Source organism: Pseudomonas sp. 7SR1 (genome assembly GCF_900156465.1).
Classification (GTDB): domain Bacteria; phylum Pseudomonadota; class Gammaproteobacteria; order Pseudomonadales; family Pseudomonadaceae; genus Aquipseudomonas.
Genome location: NZ_LT707064.1, coordinates 3,094,677 through 3,108,860, shown reverse-complemented (window position 1 = coordinate 3,108,860; position 14,184 = coordinate 3,094,677). Strand labels below are relative to the sequence as shown.

Below are 14,184 nucleotides of genomic sequence, written 5' to 3'. Positions count from 1 at the left end.
GCAAGCTCGCTCCCACTTTTTCGGACTGCGCTTAACCTGGTGTCCGGTTACGCCGGGTCTCGATGATGTTCGGCAACTGGGAAATCCGCCCCAACAGGCGGCCTAGCGCATCCAGCCCCGGAATCTCGATGGTCAGGGACATCAGTGCGGTGTTGTCTTCCTTGTTCGAACGGGTGTTGACCGCCAACACGTTGATCCGCTCATTGAGCAGCACCTGAGACACGTCACGCAGCAACCCGGAGCGATCGTAGGCGCGAATGATGATATCCACCGGATAGGTGAGCACGGGCACCGGGCCCCAGCTGACCTGGATGATCCGTTCCGGCTCGCGGCCGGCCAGTTGCAGCACCGAGGCACAGTCCTGGCGGTGAATGCTCACGCCGCGCCCCTGGGTGATGTAGCCGACGATCGCATCCCCCGGCAACGGCTGGCAGCAGCCGGCCATCTGGGTCATCAGGTTGCCGACCCCCTGGATCTGGATATCGCCGCGCTTGCCCGGCTTGTAGCCAGTGGCCTTGCGCGGGATCAGCTCCAGTTGTTCGTTGCCACGCTCCGGCTCCACCAGTTGCTGGGCCAGGTTGACCAGTTGCGCCAGGCGCAGGTCCCCGGCCCCGAGGGCGGCGAACATGTCGTCGGCGGTCTTCATGTTGGCCTTTTCGGCCAGCTTGTCGAAATCCACCTGCGGCAGGCCAAGGCGACTGAGCTCGCGCTCGATCAAGGTCTTGCCGGCGGCGACGTTCTGGTCGCGAGCCTGCAGCTTGAACCAATGGACGATTTTCGCCCGAGCCCGCGACGTGGTGATATAGCCCAGGTTCGGGTTCAGCCAGTCACGGCTCGGCGTGCCGTGCTTGCTGGTGATGATCTCGACCTGTTCACCGGTCTGCAGGCTGTAGTTGAGCGGTACGATCCGCCCGTTGATCTTGGCGCCACGGCAGTTATGGCCGATCTCGGTGTGGACCCGGTAGGCGAAGTCCAGGGGCGTCGCACCCTTGGGCAGGTCGATGGCATGCCCGTCGGGGGTGAAGATGTAGACCCGGTCCGGCTCGATATCCACCCGCAACTGCTCGGCCAGGCCGCCGATATCACCCAGTTCCTCGTGCCACTCCAGGACCTGGCGCAGCCAGGAAATCTTTTCTTCGTAGTGGTTGGAGCCGGACTTGACGTCGGTGCCCTTGTATTTCCAGTGCGCGCAGACACCCAGCTCGGCTTCCTCGTGCATGGCGTGGGTGCGGATCTGCACCTCCAGTACCTTGCCTTCGGGACCGATCACCGCAGTGTGCAGCGAGCGATAGCCGTTTTCCTTGGGGTTGGCGATGTAGTCGTCGAACTCCTTGGGAATGTGTCGCCACAGGGTATGGACGATCCCCAGGGCGGTGTAGCAATCGCGCATTTCCGGAACCAGCACGCGAACAGCGCGAACGTCGTAGATCTGGCTGAATTCCAGCCCTTTGCGCTGCATTTTGCGCCAGATCGAATAGATGTGCTTGGCCCGGCCGCTGATATCGGCTTCCACGCCGGTGGCCTGCAATTCTTCGCGCAGCTGGGTCATCACATCGGTGATGAAACGCTCACGGTCCAGGCGTCGCTCATGCAGCAGCTTGGCGATCTGCTTGTACTGGTCGGGCTCCAGGTAGCGGAAGGACAGATCCTCCAGCTCCCACTTGATGTGACCGATGCCGAGACGGTGGGCCAGGGGGGCATAGATGTCGAACACTTCCCGGGCGACGCGATTGCGCTTCTCGTCGTCGGCGGACTTCACCGCACGGATCGCACAGGTCCGCTCGGCCAGCTTGATCAACGCGACGCGCACGTCGTCGACCATGGCCACGAGCATCTTGCGCAGGTTCTCTACCTGGCCCTGGGTACCCAGGACCATGGAATGGCGCGGACTGAGGCTGGCGCTGATGGCCGCCATGCGCAGCACGCCGTCGATCAGCTTGGCGACCACCGCACCGAAGCGCTGGCTGACCACCGGGAGCGGGATCTGCCCTTCGCGAACGCCGCGGTACAGCACCGCGGCCACGAGGGAATCCTGGTCGAGCTTGAGGTCGGCGAGGATCTCGGCAATCTCCAGGCCCGTATGAAAACTCGAGGTGCCTTCGGACCAGAGGTTCTTCGCCGCATTGTGTTGCTGTTCCGCCTCGCGAGCGAACTCGCAGGCTTGCTTCAAGGCTTCGCGATCCAACGCCATGTCGATGCTGACCGCGTGATCGAGCCAAGCCTCGAGATTGATACTGCCGTCGGTGTTGATCGGCTGGTGTGCTCTCACCTGTACCATCTTTACTTACCTTCCCTATGACGCAGATTCAATGCGTCAACATCGCTGACCTTCGTTGTCCGTGCTTCCGCCCAGGACTGTAGCGGGTTGGCACGAACGGGTCAGTCGGACAAGCCATCCTGGCTCGCTTCAAATAACGCCATGGCCTCGACATGCGCCGTCTGAGGAAACATATCGAGAATCCCGGCACGTTTTAACCGGTAGCCCTGCTTGATCAATTCGACCGTGTCCCGGGCCAAAGTTGCCGGGTTGCACGATACATATACCAACCGTCCGGCGCCCAGGGAGGCCAGCTTGCGCACCACCTCGAAAGCACCGTCACGGGGTGGGTCCAAGAGTACCGCAGAAAAGCCTTCGCCGATCCATTCGGCACCCGCCAGCGGCTGGGATAAATCGGCCTGAAAAAAGGCAGTGTTATGCAAATTGTTGCTGAGCGCGTTGGCCGCAGCCCGATCCACCATGACCTGCACGCCCTCGACGGCGACGACTTCGCGTACCTGCCTGGCCAGTGGCAAGGCGAAATTGCCCAGGCCACAGAACAGATCCAGCACCCGCTCCTCGGGCCGAGGCGCCAGCCATTGCAAGGCCTGGGCAATCATCGCCTCGTTGATGCCGGCGTTCACCTGGATGAAATCCCCCGGTCGATAGGCCAGCTCCAGGCCCCAGGGATCCAGGCGATAACCCAGGGTCTGGCCGGGCTCCGCCGGTTGCGGCTCGCCCTCTCCATGAAGCCACAACTGGGCCTCATGGAACGCGCAGAAATCCTTGAGGATCGTCAGGTCGGCCTCCGATAGTGGTGCCATGTGCCTTAGCAACACCGCCAGGGACGAGCCGGCAAACAACTCCACATGGCCAAGCGCCTGGGGCTTGCTCAGGCGCCTGAGCATATCCGGCAGGCGGCTCATGATCGGCTGCAAGGGCTGTACCAGCACGGGGCAATCGCCAATGGCAACGATGTCCTGGCTGCCGGCCGCACGCAAACCCACCTCGAGCTTCTTCGCTTTCTGATCCCAGCGCACGGCCACCCGGGCGCGACGTCGATAAGCGAACTCCGGCCCGCTCAGCGGCGCGGCCCACTCCTCGGGTTCGACGCCGGCCACCCGCGACAACTGCTCGGCGAGCATGCGCTGTTTCAGGGCGAGCTGTTCTTCATGGGGCAAATGCTGGACGCTGCAGCCTCCGCATTGACCGGCGTGGGCACAGGCTGCCGGGCGGCGCAGTTCACTGGTCTGGAACACGCGCTCGGTGCGCGCCTCGACCACTTTGCCATGGGCACCGAGCACCCGAGCCTCGACCTCCTCGCCGGCCAGGGCACCGATGACGAACCAGGTACGGCCATCGACAAAGCCGATACCCCGGCCATCGTTGGCCAGGCGCTCGATGCTCAAGCGCTGCTTTTTGCCGGAGGGCACCTGGGGGGCCCGGCTTCCGCCGCTGGGCTGGAAGCGCAGGCCTCTTTCATGCCTGGCCATCAGTTGGGCGCGTCGAAAATGCCGGTGGACAGGTAACGGTCGCCCCGGTCGCAGATGATCGCCACGATCACCGCGTTTTCAACTTCCTTGGACAAGCGCAGCATGCCCGCCACGGCACCGCCCGAAGACACGCCGCAGAAAATACCCTCTTCCCGGGCCAGCCGACGGGTCACGTCCTCGGCCTCACTCTGGGCCATGTCGATGATGCGGTCCACGCGATCGGCCTGGTAGATCTTCGGCAGATATTCCTCGGGCCAGCGACGAATGCCCGGAATGGCCGAGCCCTCCATCGGCTGCAGACCAATGATCTGTACCTCCGGATTCTGTTCCTTGAGGTAGCGCGAAGTGCCCATGATGGTACCGGTGGTGCCCATCGAACTGACGAAATGGGTAATGGTGCCGCCGGTCTGGCGCCAGATCTCGGGGCCGGTGCTGGTGTAGTGGGCCTCGGGGTTGTCGCCGTTGGCGAATTGATCCAGCACCTTGCCACGCCCTTCGGCCTGCATGCGCTCGGCCAGGTCCCGGGCGCCTTCCATGCCTTCGTCCTTGGACACCAGGATCAATTCGGCACCGTAGGCGGTCATCGCCGCCTTGCGTTCGGCGCTGGAATTGTCGGGCATGATCAGGATCATCTTGTAACCCTTGATGGCCGCCGCCATGGCCAAGGCGATACCGGTATTGCCGGACGTCGCCTCGATCAGGGTGTCGCCGGGCCGGATCTGTCCACGCAGTTCACCCCGGGTGATCATCGACAGCGCCGGCCGATCCTTGACCGAACCCGCCGGGTTGTTCCCTTCAAGCTTGAGCAAAAGCGTGTTGCTGGTGGCGCCAGGCAGGCGCTGCAAACGGACCAGCGGGGTGTTGCCGACGCAATCGGCGATGGTGGGGTACTGCAATGTCATGGCGTATTCGCAATCCGGGCTGCGGGGGCGCCTATCATACCGGCAAACGTTGCCAGGCCATATCACGCAAAGTGTGGTGGTTATGGCTTATGGGAATAAGCGGGTCATGAGATGGAGAGACAGGGCTTGATCCCGCCGGGCTGCGAGCTATCGCCGACCTCGCGAACACGGGGAGGTGAAGCAAGTCTGGCTGGGAACCTCTCCCATGGAACCAGTCCACCTGTCCGCGACTGCCAGACCTATACCTTCTGTACGTCAAATACCCCATCAGCTTTCTGGTGATCCACGGTTTTCACGTCAAAACGACCTTTGTATTTGTTTTTTATCTCGATGGTCTCAAGGGTCAAGTCTCCAGTGTTTGCTGCCCCTGAGAAACCGTGGAACGACATCTGTATCCAGATATTATGTTTCTTGATCTCATAGGTACCCGGCGCCGTCAGAGAGCTGAACTGCACGATGACAATACCTTTATCCTCTCCTATAACCCCGACAATGGAGTTATCGGGCTGATCCAGAATATAAACGTCCTCAGTTTTGGTGACCTGCCCATTAAGCGTGATGGTTATTGAGCCTTTCGCATCAAGCCTGGGAGCAGCTTTTATAGCTTTCATCCTTTCTTTGTCGCTCAGGGTGTTCATGTCTTTCTCCTCAGGTAGTTAATAACTCAACGACACCGAGCTTAAAAAACAGAAAAGAAGCCCACACCTGTCAAGATCGACAGTCCCGACCGATGGTCAATAGCGAGCCGGAAGTGACACATGGTCTGGCTGCCCACGGATCATCGCGAGTTTGACCCTGCCCCCAGACGCCAGCGCCGTTTATCGCCGTGGACAATTGCCCGGCAGTACGGATACGAGACGCGCATGAATTTTACGGAGATTGCCCGCCCGCAAATCGCTACACTGCGCAGGTATTGCATGCCGGATGCGTGCAAGTTCGATCTGACCGCTGGATGCAGGAGACAAGTGTGCTCAAGAAACTGGGAATCAAAGGCCGCGTACTGTTGCTGACCCTGCTGCCGACCAGCCTGATGGCGCTGGTTCTGGGGGGCTATTTCACCTGGATGCAGCAATCTGACCTGCACGCCCAGTTGCTGCAACGCGGCGAAATGATCGCAGAACAGCTTGCACCATTGGTCGCCCCGGCCATGAGCCGCCAGGAGACCGACCTGCTGGAACGCATCGCCACCCAGTCCCTGGAACAGGCGGACGTGCGTGCCGTGACCTTCCTCGCGCCCGACCGCACACCGCTGGCCCATGCCGGCCCGACCATGCTCAACCGTGCGCCGGAAGGCAACAGCACCCAGTTGCTGCAGCGCACCGGCAACGATGCCACCCGCTATCTGTTGCCGGTATTCGGCAAGCATCGCAACCTGGCCGGCGAACTGATCCCCGAAGAGGCCGACCGCCTGCTGGGCTGGGTCGAACTGGAGCTGTCCCACAGCGGCATGTTGTTGCGCGGCTACCGTAGCCTGTTCGCCAGCCTGCTGCTGATCGCCGCCGGCCTGGGATTGACCGCGCTGCTGGCCCTGCGCATGGGCCGTACCATCAACCGGCCGTTGAGCCAGATCAAGCAAGCCGTGGCACAACTCAAGGACGGTCATCTGGAAACCCGCCTGCCCCCCTTGGGCAGCCAGGAACTGGATGAACTGGCATCGGGCATCAACCGCATGGCGGGCACCCTGCAGAATGCCCAGGAGGAATTGCAGCACAGCATCGACCAGGCCACCGAGGACGTGCGCCAGAACCTGGAGACCATCGAGATCCAGAACATCGAGCTGGACCTGGCCCGCAAGGAAGCCCTGGAGGCGAGCCGGATCAAGTCCGAATTCCTGGCGAACATGAGCCATGAGATCCGTACGCCGCTCAACGGCATCCTGGGCTTCACGCACCTGCTGCAGAAAAGCGAGCTGACCCCGCGCCAGCTCGACTACCTGGGCACTATCGAGAAATCCGCTGACAGCCTGCTGGGCATCATCAACGAGATCCTCGACTTCTCGAAGATCGAGGCCGGCAAGCTGGTGCTCGACAGCATTCCGTTCAACCTGCGCGACCTGTTGCAGGACACCCTGACCATCCTCGCGCCCGCCGCCCACGCCAAACAGCTGGAGCTGGTGAGCCTGGTCTACCGGGACACCCCGCTGTCGCTGGTGGGCGACCCCCTTCGCCTCAAGCAGATCCTCACGAACCTGGTAAGCAATGCCATCAAGTTCACCCGCGAAGGCACCATCGTCGCCCGTGCCATGCTCGAAGACGAGCATGAAGACAGCGTGCAACTGCGCATCAGCATCCAGGACACCGGTATCGGCCTGTCGAGCCAGGACGTACGGGCGCTGTTCCAGGCCTTCAGCCAGGCCGATAACTCATTGTCCCGGCAACCGGGCGGTACCGGCTTGGGCCTGGTGATTTCCAAGCGCCTGGTGGAACAGATGGGCGGCGAAATCGGCGTCGACAGCACACCGGGCGAGGGCTCGGAGTTCTGGATCAGTCTGCGCCTGCCCAAGACCCGTGACGACGCCGAGGACCTGCCCGGCCCACCGTTGCTGAGCCGTCGCGTGGCCCTGCTGGAAAATCACGAACTGGCGCGCCAGGCCCTGCAGCACCAGCTGGAAGACTGTGGCTTGCAAGTCACGCCATTCAATACCCTGGAGAGCCTGACCAACGGCGTGACCATCGCCCACCAGACCGACCAGGCCATCGACCTGGCCGTGCTGGGCATCACCAGCAACGACATGCCGCCGGAACGCCTCAACCAGCATGTCTGGGACCTTGAGCACCTGGGCTGCAAGGTCCTGGTACTGTGCCCTACCACCGAACAGACGCTGTACCACCTCTCGGTGCCCAACCCCCACAGCCAGCTGCAGGCCAAGCCGGCCTGCACCCGCAAGTTGCGTCGCTCTCTGTCCGACCTGATCAACCCGCGCCCGCCCCGCAGCGAACCCAGCGAACCCGTGGCCAGCCGCGCCCCCAAGGTGTTGTGCGTGGACGACAACCCGGCCAACCTGCTGCTGGTGCAAACCCTGCTCGAGGACATGGGGGCCAAGGTGCTGGCGGTGGAAAGTGGCTATGCCGCGGTCAAGGCCGTGCAGAAGGAGACTTTCGATCTGGTCCTGATGGATGTCCAGATGCCCGGCATGGACGGCCGCCAGAGCACCGAGGCGATCCGTCAGTGGGAAAGCGAGCGGCACTGCACGCCACTGCCCATCGTCGCCCTCACCGCCCATGCCATGGCCAACGAGAAACGCGCGTTGCTGCAAAGTGGAATGGACGACTACCTGACCAAGCCCATCAGCGAGCGCCAGCTGGCCCAGGTAGTGCTCAAATGGACTGGCCTGGCCTTGCGCAACCAGACGCCGGAGCGGGGCCATGAAGCCCAGGGCAGCGGCGAGCTGCTGGTGCTGGACCACGAGGAAGGCCTGCGCCTGGCCGCCGGCAAGGCGGACCTGGCGGCGGACATGCTGGCCATGTTGCTGGCTTCCCTGGAGGCCGACCGCGAAGCGATTCGCCAGGCCAACGAAGCCAACGACCACAATGCCCTGATCGAACGGGTGCATCGCCTGCATGGCGCGACACGCTACTGCGGCGTCCCCCAGTTGCGTGCCGCCTGCCAGCGCAGCGAAACCCTGCTCAAGCAACAGGACCCGAAAGCTGCCGCCGCCCTCCAGGATCTGGACAATGCCATCGACCGTCTGGCCAGCGAGGCGCGTGTCAGCGCCTGACCCAGGGCAATAGCCATCGGGACGATTGCGGCTAAGCTGATGCCATTCCAGTGCCAGGAGGCCGCCATGCGCGTAATTTTTTTCAGCAGCCAGACTTATGACCGCGACAGTTTCACCAACGCCCCGCTGCCGGCGGGTATCGAGTTGCAGTTCCAGCCGGCGCGCCTGAACCTGGACACCGTGGCCCTGGCCGAGCGCCACGAGGTGGTCTGTGCGTTCATCAACGATAACCTGAGCGCCCCGGTACTGGAACAACTGGCGGCCGGCGGCACCCGGCTGATCGCCCTGCGCTCGGCCGGCTACAACCATGTCGACCTGCCCGCCGCCAAACGCCTGGGCTTGAGCATCGCCCGGGTACCGGCCTACTCCCCCCATGCTGTGGCCGAACATGCGGTGGCGTTGATTCTGACCCTCAATCGCTGCCTGCACCGCGCCTACAACCGGACCCGAGACGGCAACTTCAGCCTGCATGGCCTGACCGGATTCGACCTGGTGGGCAAGACCGTCGGCGTGATCGGCACCGGGCAGATCGGCGCCACCTTCGCCCGGATCATGGCCGGCTTCGGCTGCCAGTTGCTGGCCCATGACCCCTACCCCAACCCTCAGGTGCAAGCCCTGGGGGCTCGCTACCTGCCCCTGGACGAGCTGCTGGCCCAAGCCCAGATCGTCAGCCTGCACTGCCCGCTGAACGAACAGAGCCGCCATCTGATCAACGCCCAGTCCCTGGCGTCGATGCAACGCGGCGCCATGTTGATCAACACCGGACGCGGTGGCCTGGTGGACACACGGGCCTTGATCGAGGCACTGAAGAACGGCCAATTGGGCTATTTGGGGTTGGATGTCTATGAAGAAGAGGCCGATCTATTCTTCATGGACCGCTCCGACCAGCCCTTGCAGGACGATGTGCTGGCACGCCTGCTGACCTTCCCCAACGTGGTGATCACTGCTCACCAGGCCTTTCTCACCCATGAAGCCCTGGCGGCGATTGCCATGACCACCCTGGATAACATCGCAGCGTGGGCGGCCGGCACGCCGAAAAACCTGGTTGAGCGCTAGACCTGAACCGGCCTTCCCCCAGTGGGAGTTTCGTCGGCAGGATTCGTGGTTGACCATCCCAGGCCATGCCCCGTGCTAGCATGTCGCGCCTATTTGGAGGACCCATGGCCGAACACGATTTCCGCTACACCCTGATGAATCCGCACCACACCCTGACTGAAGTCCGCGCCCTGGCGCCGGGCCGATACCAGGTGACCGGCAATGGCGGTTCGATCCAGGCCAACGATGTGCTGCTGGTCACGCTCAAGGGCAGCAAGGACTTGTCCATGCGCCTTACCGTGGACACTGTCCGGCATTTGCTCAAGCCCATGGGCCAGTGGACCGCCATGACCACCGGTCCGGTCTTTGGCGAACTGGCGATCCATACCTGGCAGGTCAACTGCGATCGCTGCGCCAAGGCACTGAGTTTCGAATTTGCCGTGGATGCCAAGCTCGGCAGCAAGGCCCAGAAACCAGCCGCCACCGCACGCATCGCCGAGCTGGGCTGGACCACCCAGGGCGAAAAACACCTGTGCCCCGAATGCCAGGACGCCGCCTGATGAAACATCCGCTTGCCCTCGCGCTGATCGGCGTCGGCCTGATGGGGTGTGCCGCCGAGCCGGTTCGGTTGCAACAGAACCGCAGCTACATCCTGGAATGGATCGGCGAACGCCCGTTGATGGACTACAGCCACCTGACCATCACCCTCGGCGAGGACGGCCGGGCCTATGGCAACGGTGGCTGCAATCACTGGTTCGCGCCTTATACGCTGGAAGGCGAACGCCTGAGCTTCGGCAAGATCGGCAGCACCCGCAAACTCTGCGGCCCGGCGCTGATGGAGCAGGAAGCGCGCTTCTTGCAGGCATTGGAAAAGGTCGAGCGCTGGGACATTTCCCCCATCGAGCAGATCCGTTTCTGGCCGGCCCAGGGCAAGCCGCTGCGCTGGTGGCTCGAAGAAGGCTGAGTCCTTCAGGCGAAGATCCTGGATCCGGCATGGATCCCCTGTGGCGAGGGGATCCCACCTGTCAAAACAAGGGTTATTTGAACGCCTGCAACGCCTCAAGCTTCGCCATCACCCCCGCCGCCGTCTGTTCCCCCAGCAACTGCTCGCGCACCTTGCCCTGGTTGTCGATGATGTAGGTCACCGGCAGCCCCTCGCTGCGGGGCAGGTCGAAGATCTCGGCCGGATCTCGGGCCAGCACGGTGAAACGGATGCCCATCTTCTCGCTGGCGCTCTTGAGTTCCTCGCCCTGCACCTGATCGAAATTGACCCCGAACACGCCGATGCCGCGCCCCTTGAGCTGCTCGGACAAGGCGTTGAACTCAGGAATTTCGGTGCGGCACGGTGCGCACCATTCGGCCCAGTAGTTGACCACCAGCCATTGCTTGTCCAGCCGCTGCGAGGCAATGGCCTGGCCGTTCTGGTCCACACCATAGTCATTGCCGCAACCGGCGAGCAATAAAGAGCCCATCAATGCCAATGCCGCCGTCAGTCGCCTTGTCATGTGCTGTCCTTGTATGAATGTGAATGCCTGGCACCTGCGCAGGATGCCTGGCACCTCGTGGCACAGTAGAATAGCCGCCACCTTACGCAAGATGCGACCCGCTCATGACCGACCTGACGCTTTATCACAACCCGCGCTGTTCGAAATCCCGTGGTGCACTGCAACTGCTGGAGGACCGAGGCCTCGCGCCCAGCGTGGTTCATTATCTGGAAACCCCGCTCGACGCCACGCAGCTGGAGCGCCTGCTGGGCAAGCTCGGTATCACCGCCCGACAACTGCTGCGCACTGGCGAGGAGCAATACGCGGCCCTGAACCTGGCCGATCCAGGCCTGAGCGAAGCCCAGCTGATCGCCGCGATGGCCGCGCACCCGAAACTCATGGAGCGCCCGATTCTCGAAGTCGGTGACAAGGCCGTCATCGGCCGGCCACCGGAAAAGATCCTGGAGATCCTGCCGTGAGCACGCCGTACATCCTGGTGCTGTATTACAGCCGCGGTGGCGCCACCAACGAAATGGCCCGGCAGATCGCCCGCGGCGTCGAGCAGGCCGGTCTGGAAGCCAGGCTGCGTACGGTGCCGGCAGTGTCCACCGAGTGCGAAGCGGTGTCCCCGGAAATTCCCGGCCAGGGCCCACTGTACGCCACCCTCGATGACCTGAAGCACTGCGCCGGCCTGGCCCTCGGCAGTCCGACCCGTTTCGGCAACATGGCCGCACCGCTCAAGTATTTTCTCGACGGCACCAGCAACCTGTGGCTGACCGGCGCACTGGTGGGCAAACCGGCCGGGGTGTTCACCTCCACCGCCAGTCTGCATGGCGGCCAGGAAACCACTCTGTTGTCGATGATGCTGCCGCTGCTGCACCACGGCATGCTGATCACCGGCCTGCCCTACAGCGAATCGGCACTGATCGACACCCAGGGCGGCGGTACCCCCTACGGGCCGAGCCATCATGCGGGCGCCGACGGTAAAAGCGGCTTGAACGAACACGAAGTGACCCTGTGCCGGGCCCTGGGTTCGCGCCTGGCGAAAACCGCGCAACTGTTGGAGAACGGCCGTGGCTAAGAAGCCCAAGACCCTGCCGCCGATCCAGTGGCTGGAACCACGCGTGCGCGTCGCCCGCGCCGTGAGCCTGCTGTGCTTTTTCGGCCTGGTGGGGCTGCTCTGCGTGTACTACCTGCTCATCGCCGACCTGCACGGCGCCCGGCCCTGGGTGATCCTGCTGATCGAGCTGGTGCCGCTGCTGATCCTGGCGCCGGGCATGATCATGGGCAGCGCCCGTGGCCACTCCTGGATGTGCTTTGTGGTGAACCTGTATTTCATCAAGGGTGCGCTGGCGGCCTATGACCCGAACCGGCAGTGGTTCGGCGTGCTGGAAATGGCCGCGAGCGTGGCGGTGTTCTGCTCGGCCTTGCTGTATGTGCGCTGGCGGTTCCAGTTGAACCGGCGCTTGGCTGGTGAGGGAGATATCCCCGTCGCCTGATGAACCGCTATCGCGAGCAAGCTCGCTCCCACAGGGTGTCACTGAGTCATTGTGGGAGCGAGCCTGCTCGCGATGGCCGCCATGCGGTCTCAATGATTCACGGTATAGGCCAGCATCATCGAGATCTGGCTCATGGGCCTGCCGCCACTCTCCTCATGCCACCGGTTGAAGGCATTCTGCACCGTCGCCAGATCCCGCAGGCTGGTGGGAACCTTGTCGATGATGTCCTGGGCATTGAGGGCGGCCACCACGTCGTAGCTGGGCACGAAAGTGTCCTTGCCCATCATTCGCAGGAAGCGCGGCGCCGACAGGCCGCCCAACTGATGGCCGTGTTTTTTCAGGTAGGTCCACAGGCCGACGATGTCAGTCACCGGCCAGTCGGCAACCAGCGCGCCAAAGCTGCCCTTTTCATGGGCCACGTCCAGAATCAGCTGCGCATTGCGCGGCACGCTCTTGAGCTTGCCCAGGTGCCGGATGATCCTTGCGTCCTGCATCAGCCGCTCCAGGTGCTCAGCGCTCATCAGCACGACCTTTTCCGGGTCGAACCCGAAGAACACCTCTTCGAATGCCGGCCACTTGGCATCCACGAGGCTGTGCTTGAGCCCGGCGCGAAAGACCCGCAGCGCCAGGGTCGACAGGTAGCGATCGTCGCTGATCTTGCGCAGTTGCGCCGGGGTCTTGGGCACCGGCAGGTGAGCCTCCAGTTCAGTCGTCGAACCGAAGCGGTTCAGACAATACTCGTGCAGCCACTTGTAGTCGCGCATGCCCTCTCCTGGGGTCTGAAATGAAAACGGCGCCAGTGGCCTTCATAGCCACTGGCGCCGTGAATAGAGCGGTTGGCACCGTCAGAGGTTCACCACGTTGACGAACCGCGGCGTGGCGTTTTCGTCGATGCGCAGGTTGGTGAAATCGAACAGGTTGCGGTCGGCCAATTGCGATGGAACGACGTTCTGCAGGCCGCGGAAAATGCTCTCGGTACGGCCCGGGGTCTTGCGTTCCCACTCCTGGAGCATCTCCTTGACCACCTGGCGCTGCAGGTTCTCCTGGGAGCCGCACAGGTTGCAGGGGATGATGGGGAATTGCTTGAAATCCGAATAGGCCTGGATGTCCTTTTCGCTGCAATAGGCCAGCGGACGGATCACCACGTTGCGCCCGTCGTCGGCCCGCAGCTTGGGCGGCATGGCCTTGAGCGTTCCGTTGTAGAACATGTTCAGGAAGAAGGTCTCGACGATGTCATCGCGGTGATGACCCAGGGCCATCTTGGTTGCACCGATCTGGTCGGCGAAGGTGTAGAGCGTACCGCGACGCAGGCGTGAACACAGCGAGCAGGTGGTCTTGCCTTCGGGGACCAGCTCCTTGACCACCGAGTAGGTGTCCTTCTCGACGATGTGGTATTCCACGCCGAGGGACTCCAGGTAGGCCGGCAGCACATGCTCGGGGAAACCGGGCTGCTTCTGGTCCATGTTCACCGCGACGATGTCGAATTTGATCGGCGCAACCTTCTGCAAATGCATCAGGACATCCAGCAGGGTGTAGCTGTCCTTGCCGCCGGACAGGCAGACCATGACCTTGTCGCCATCCTCGATCATGTTGAAATCGGCGACCGCCTCACCGGCCTGGCGGCGCAGGCGCTTTTGCAGTTTGTTCTGGTTGACCGTAAGAGTGCCCATGACGCGAAATCCGTGAGGTGTGACGAAAGGCCGGCATTTTACGCAAAAAACCCACTTTCAGCGAAGACCCATGATGAACGCTGATTGTGGCGAGGGAATTTTCCCTGCTGGAGTGCGAAGCGCCCC

General features: G+C 62.7%; 14 protein-coding genes. 7 read left to right on the top strand and 7 right to left on the bottom strand.

The features are described from left to right. Nucleotides 1-31: 31 nt before the first annotated feature. The 4 genes from relA to BW992_RS14100 form a co-directional block, all read right to left on the bottom strand. Nucleotides 32-2,278: a GTP diphosphokinase gene (gene relA, locus BW992_RS14115; RefSeq protein WP_072394050.1), complete on the bottom strand. Its 2,247-nt coding sequence runs from the start codon at nucleotides 2,276-2,278 to the stop codon at nucleotides 32-34. A 101-nt stretch (nucleotides 2,279-2,379) separates the two neighbouring features. Beyond that, on the bottom strand, nucleotides 2,380-3,750 hold the full coding sequence (gene rlmD, locus BW992_RS14110; RefSeq protein ID WP_076406429.1) for a 23S rRNA (uracil(1939)-C(5))-methyltransferase RlmD: 1,371 nt from the start codon (nucleotides 3,748-3,750) through the stop codon (nucleotides 2,380-2,382). After that, nucleotides 3,750-4,652: a cysteine synthase CysM gene (cysM, locus tag BW992_RS14105; RefSeq protein ID WP_072394056.1), complete on the bottom strand. Its 903-nt coding sequence runs from the start codon at nucleotides 4,650-4,652 to the stop codon at nucleotides 3,750-3,752. The genes rlmD and cysM overlap by 1 nt, the downstream gene beginning before the upstream one ends. Nucleotides 4,653-4,891: 239 nt before the next feature. Further along, complete coding sequence (locus BW992_RS14100) at nucleotides 4,892-5,290, bottom strand: hypothetical protein (RefSeq protein WP_072394059.1); 399 nt, start codon at nucleotides 5,288-5,290, stop codon at nucleotides 4,892-4,894. Nucleotides 5,291-5,619: 329 nt separating this feature from the next. Here BW992_RS14100 and BW992_RS14095 point away from each other — a divergent pair, with 329 nt between their 5' ends. From BW992_RS14095 to BW992_RS14080, 4 genes are all read left to right on the top strand, one after another. Then, on the top strand, nucleotides 5,620-8,370 hold the full coding sequence (locus tag BW992_RS14095) for a response regulator (RefSeq protein ID WP_072394063.1): 2,751 nt from the start codon (nucleotides 5,620-5,622) through the stop codon (nucleotides 8,368-8,370). 66 nt (nucleotides 8,371-8,436) lie between these two features. Further along, a complete protein-coding gene (locus tag BW992_RS14090) occupies nucleotides 8,437-9,426 on the top strand; it encodes a 2-hydroxyacid dehydrogenase (RefSeq protein ID WP_076406427.1) in 990 nt (329 codons plus the stop codon). 104 nt (nucleotides 9,427-9,530) lie between these two features. Then, nucleotides 9,531-9,965, top strand: a complete 435-nt coding sequence (locus BW992_RS14085) for a hypothetical protein (RefSeq protein ID WP_072394070.1) — start codon at nucleotides 9,531-9,533, stop codon at nucleotides 9,963-9,965. Beyond that, nucleotides 9,965-10,369 carry an META domain-containing protein gene (locus BW992_RS14080; RefSeq protein WP_072394073.1) on the top strand — a complete coding sequence of 135 codons (405 nt, stop codon included), beginning with the start codon at nucleotides 9,965-9,967 and terminating at the stop codon, nucleotides 10,367-10,369. The genes BW992_RS14085 and BW992_RS14080 overlap by 1 nt, the downstream gene beginning before the upstream one ends. Nucleotides 10,370-10,442: 73 nt before the next feature. Here the strand turns inward: BW992_RS14080 and BW992_RS14075 are convergent, their stop codons facing one another. Beyond that, a complete protein-coding gene (locus tag BW992_RS14075) occupies nucleotides 10,443-10,910 on the bottom strand; it encodes a TlpA disulfide reductase family protein (protein ID WP_072394076.1) in 468 nt (155 codons plus the stop codon). A gap of 104 nt (nucleotides 10,911-11,014) precedes the next feature. On the opposite strand from BW992_RS14075, the gene arsC reads away from it, so the two are divergent. From arsC to BW992_RS14060, 3 genes are read left to right on the top strand one after another with little or no spacing between them, the layout of a single operon-like run. Further along, nucleotides 11,015-11,368 carry an arsenate reductase (glutaredoxin) gene (arsC, locus tag BW992_RS14070; RefSeq protein ID WP_072394079.1) on the top strand — a complete coding sequence of 118 codons (354 nt, stop codon included), beginning with the start codon at nucleotides 11,015-11,017 and terminating at the stop codon, nucleotides 11,366-11,368. Beyond that, a complete protein-coding gene (wrbA, locus tag BW992_RS14065) occupies nucleotides 11,365-11,970 on the top strand; it encodes an NAD(P)H:quinone oxidoreductase (protein WP_072394082.1) in 606 nt (201 codons plus the stop codon). The genes arsC and wrbA overlap by 4 nt, the downstream gene beginning before the upstream one ends. Beyond that, nucleotides 11,963-12,388 carry a DUF2069 domain-containing protein gene (locus tag BW992_RS14060; protein WP_072394085.1) on the top strand — a complete coding sequence of 142 codons (426 nt, stop codon included), beginning with the start codon at nucleotides 11,963-11,965 and terminating at the stop codon, nucleotides 12,386-12,388. The genes wrbA and BW992_RS14060 overlap by 8 nt, the downstream gene beginning before the upstream one ends. Nucleotides 12,389-12,477: 89 nt before the next feature. Here BW992_RS14060 and BW992_RS14055 read toward each other — a convergent pair whose 3' ends face one another. Together BW992_RS14055 and ttcA are read right to left on the bottom strand one after the other, a co-directional pair. Further along, nucleotides 12,478-13,152: a DNA-3-methyladenine glycosylase I gene (locus BW992_RS14055; protein WP_072394088.1), complete on the bottom strand. Its 675-nt coding sequence runs from the start codon at nucleotides 13,150-13,152 to the stop codon at nucleotides 12,478-12,480. Nucleotides 13,153-13,233: 81 nt separating this feature from the next. Then, the gene (gene ttcA / locus BW992_RS14050) at nucleotides 13,234-14,058 is read right to left on the bottom strand and encodes a tRNA 2-thiocytidine(32) synthetase TtcA (RefSeq protein ID WP_072394090.1); all 825 of its coding nucleotides are present in this window, start codon (nucleotides 14,056-14,058) and stop codon (nucleotides 13,234-13,236) included. Between the last annotated feature and the right edge of the window lie 126 nt (nucleotides 14,059-14,184).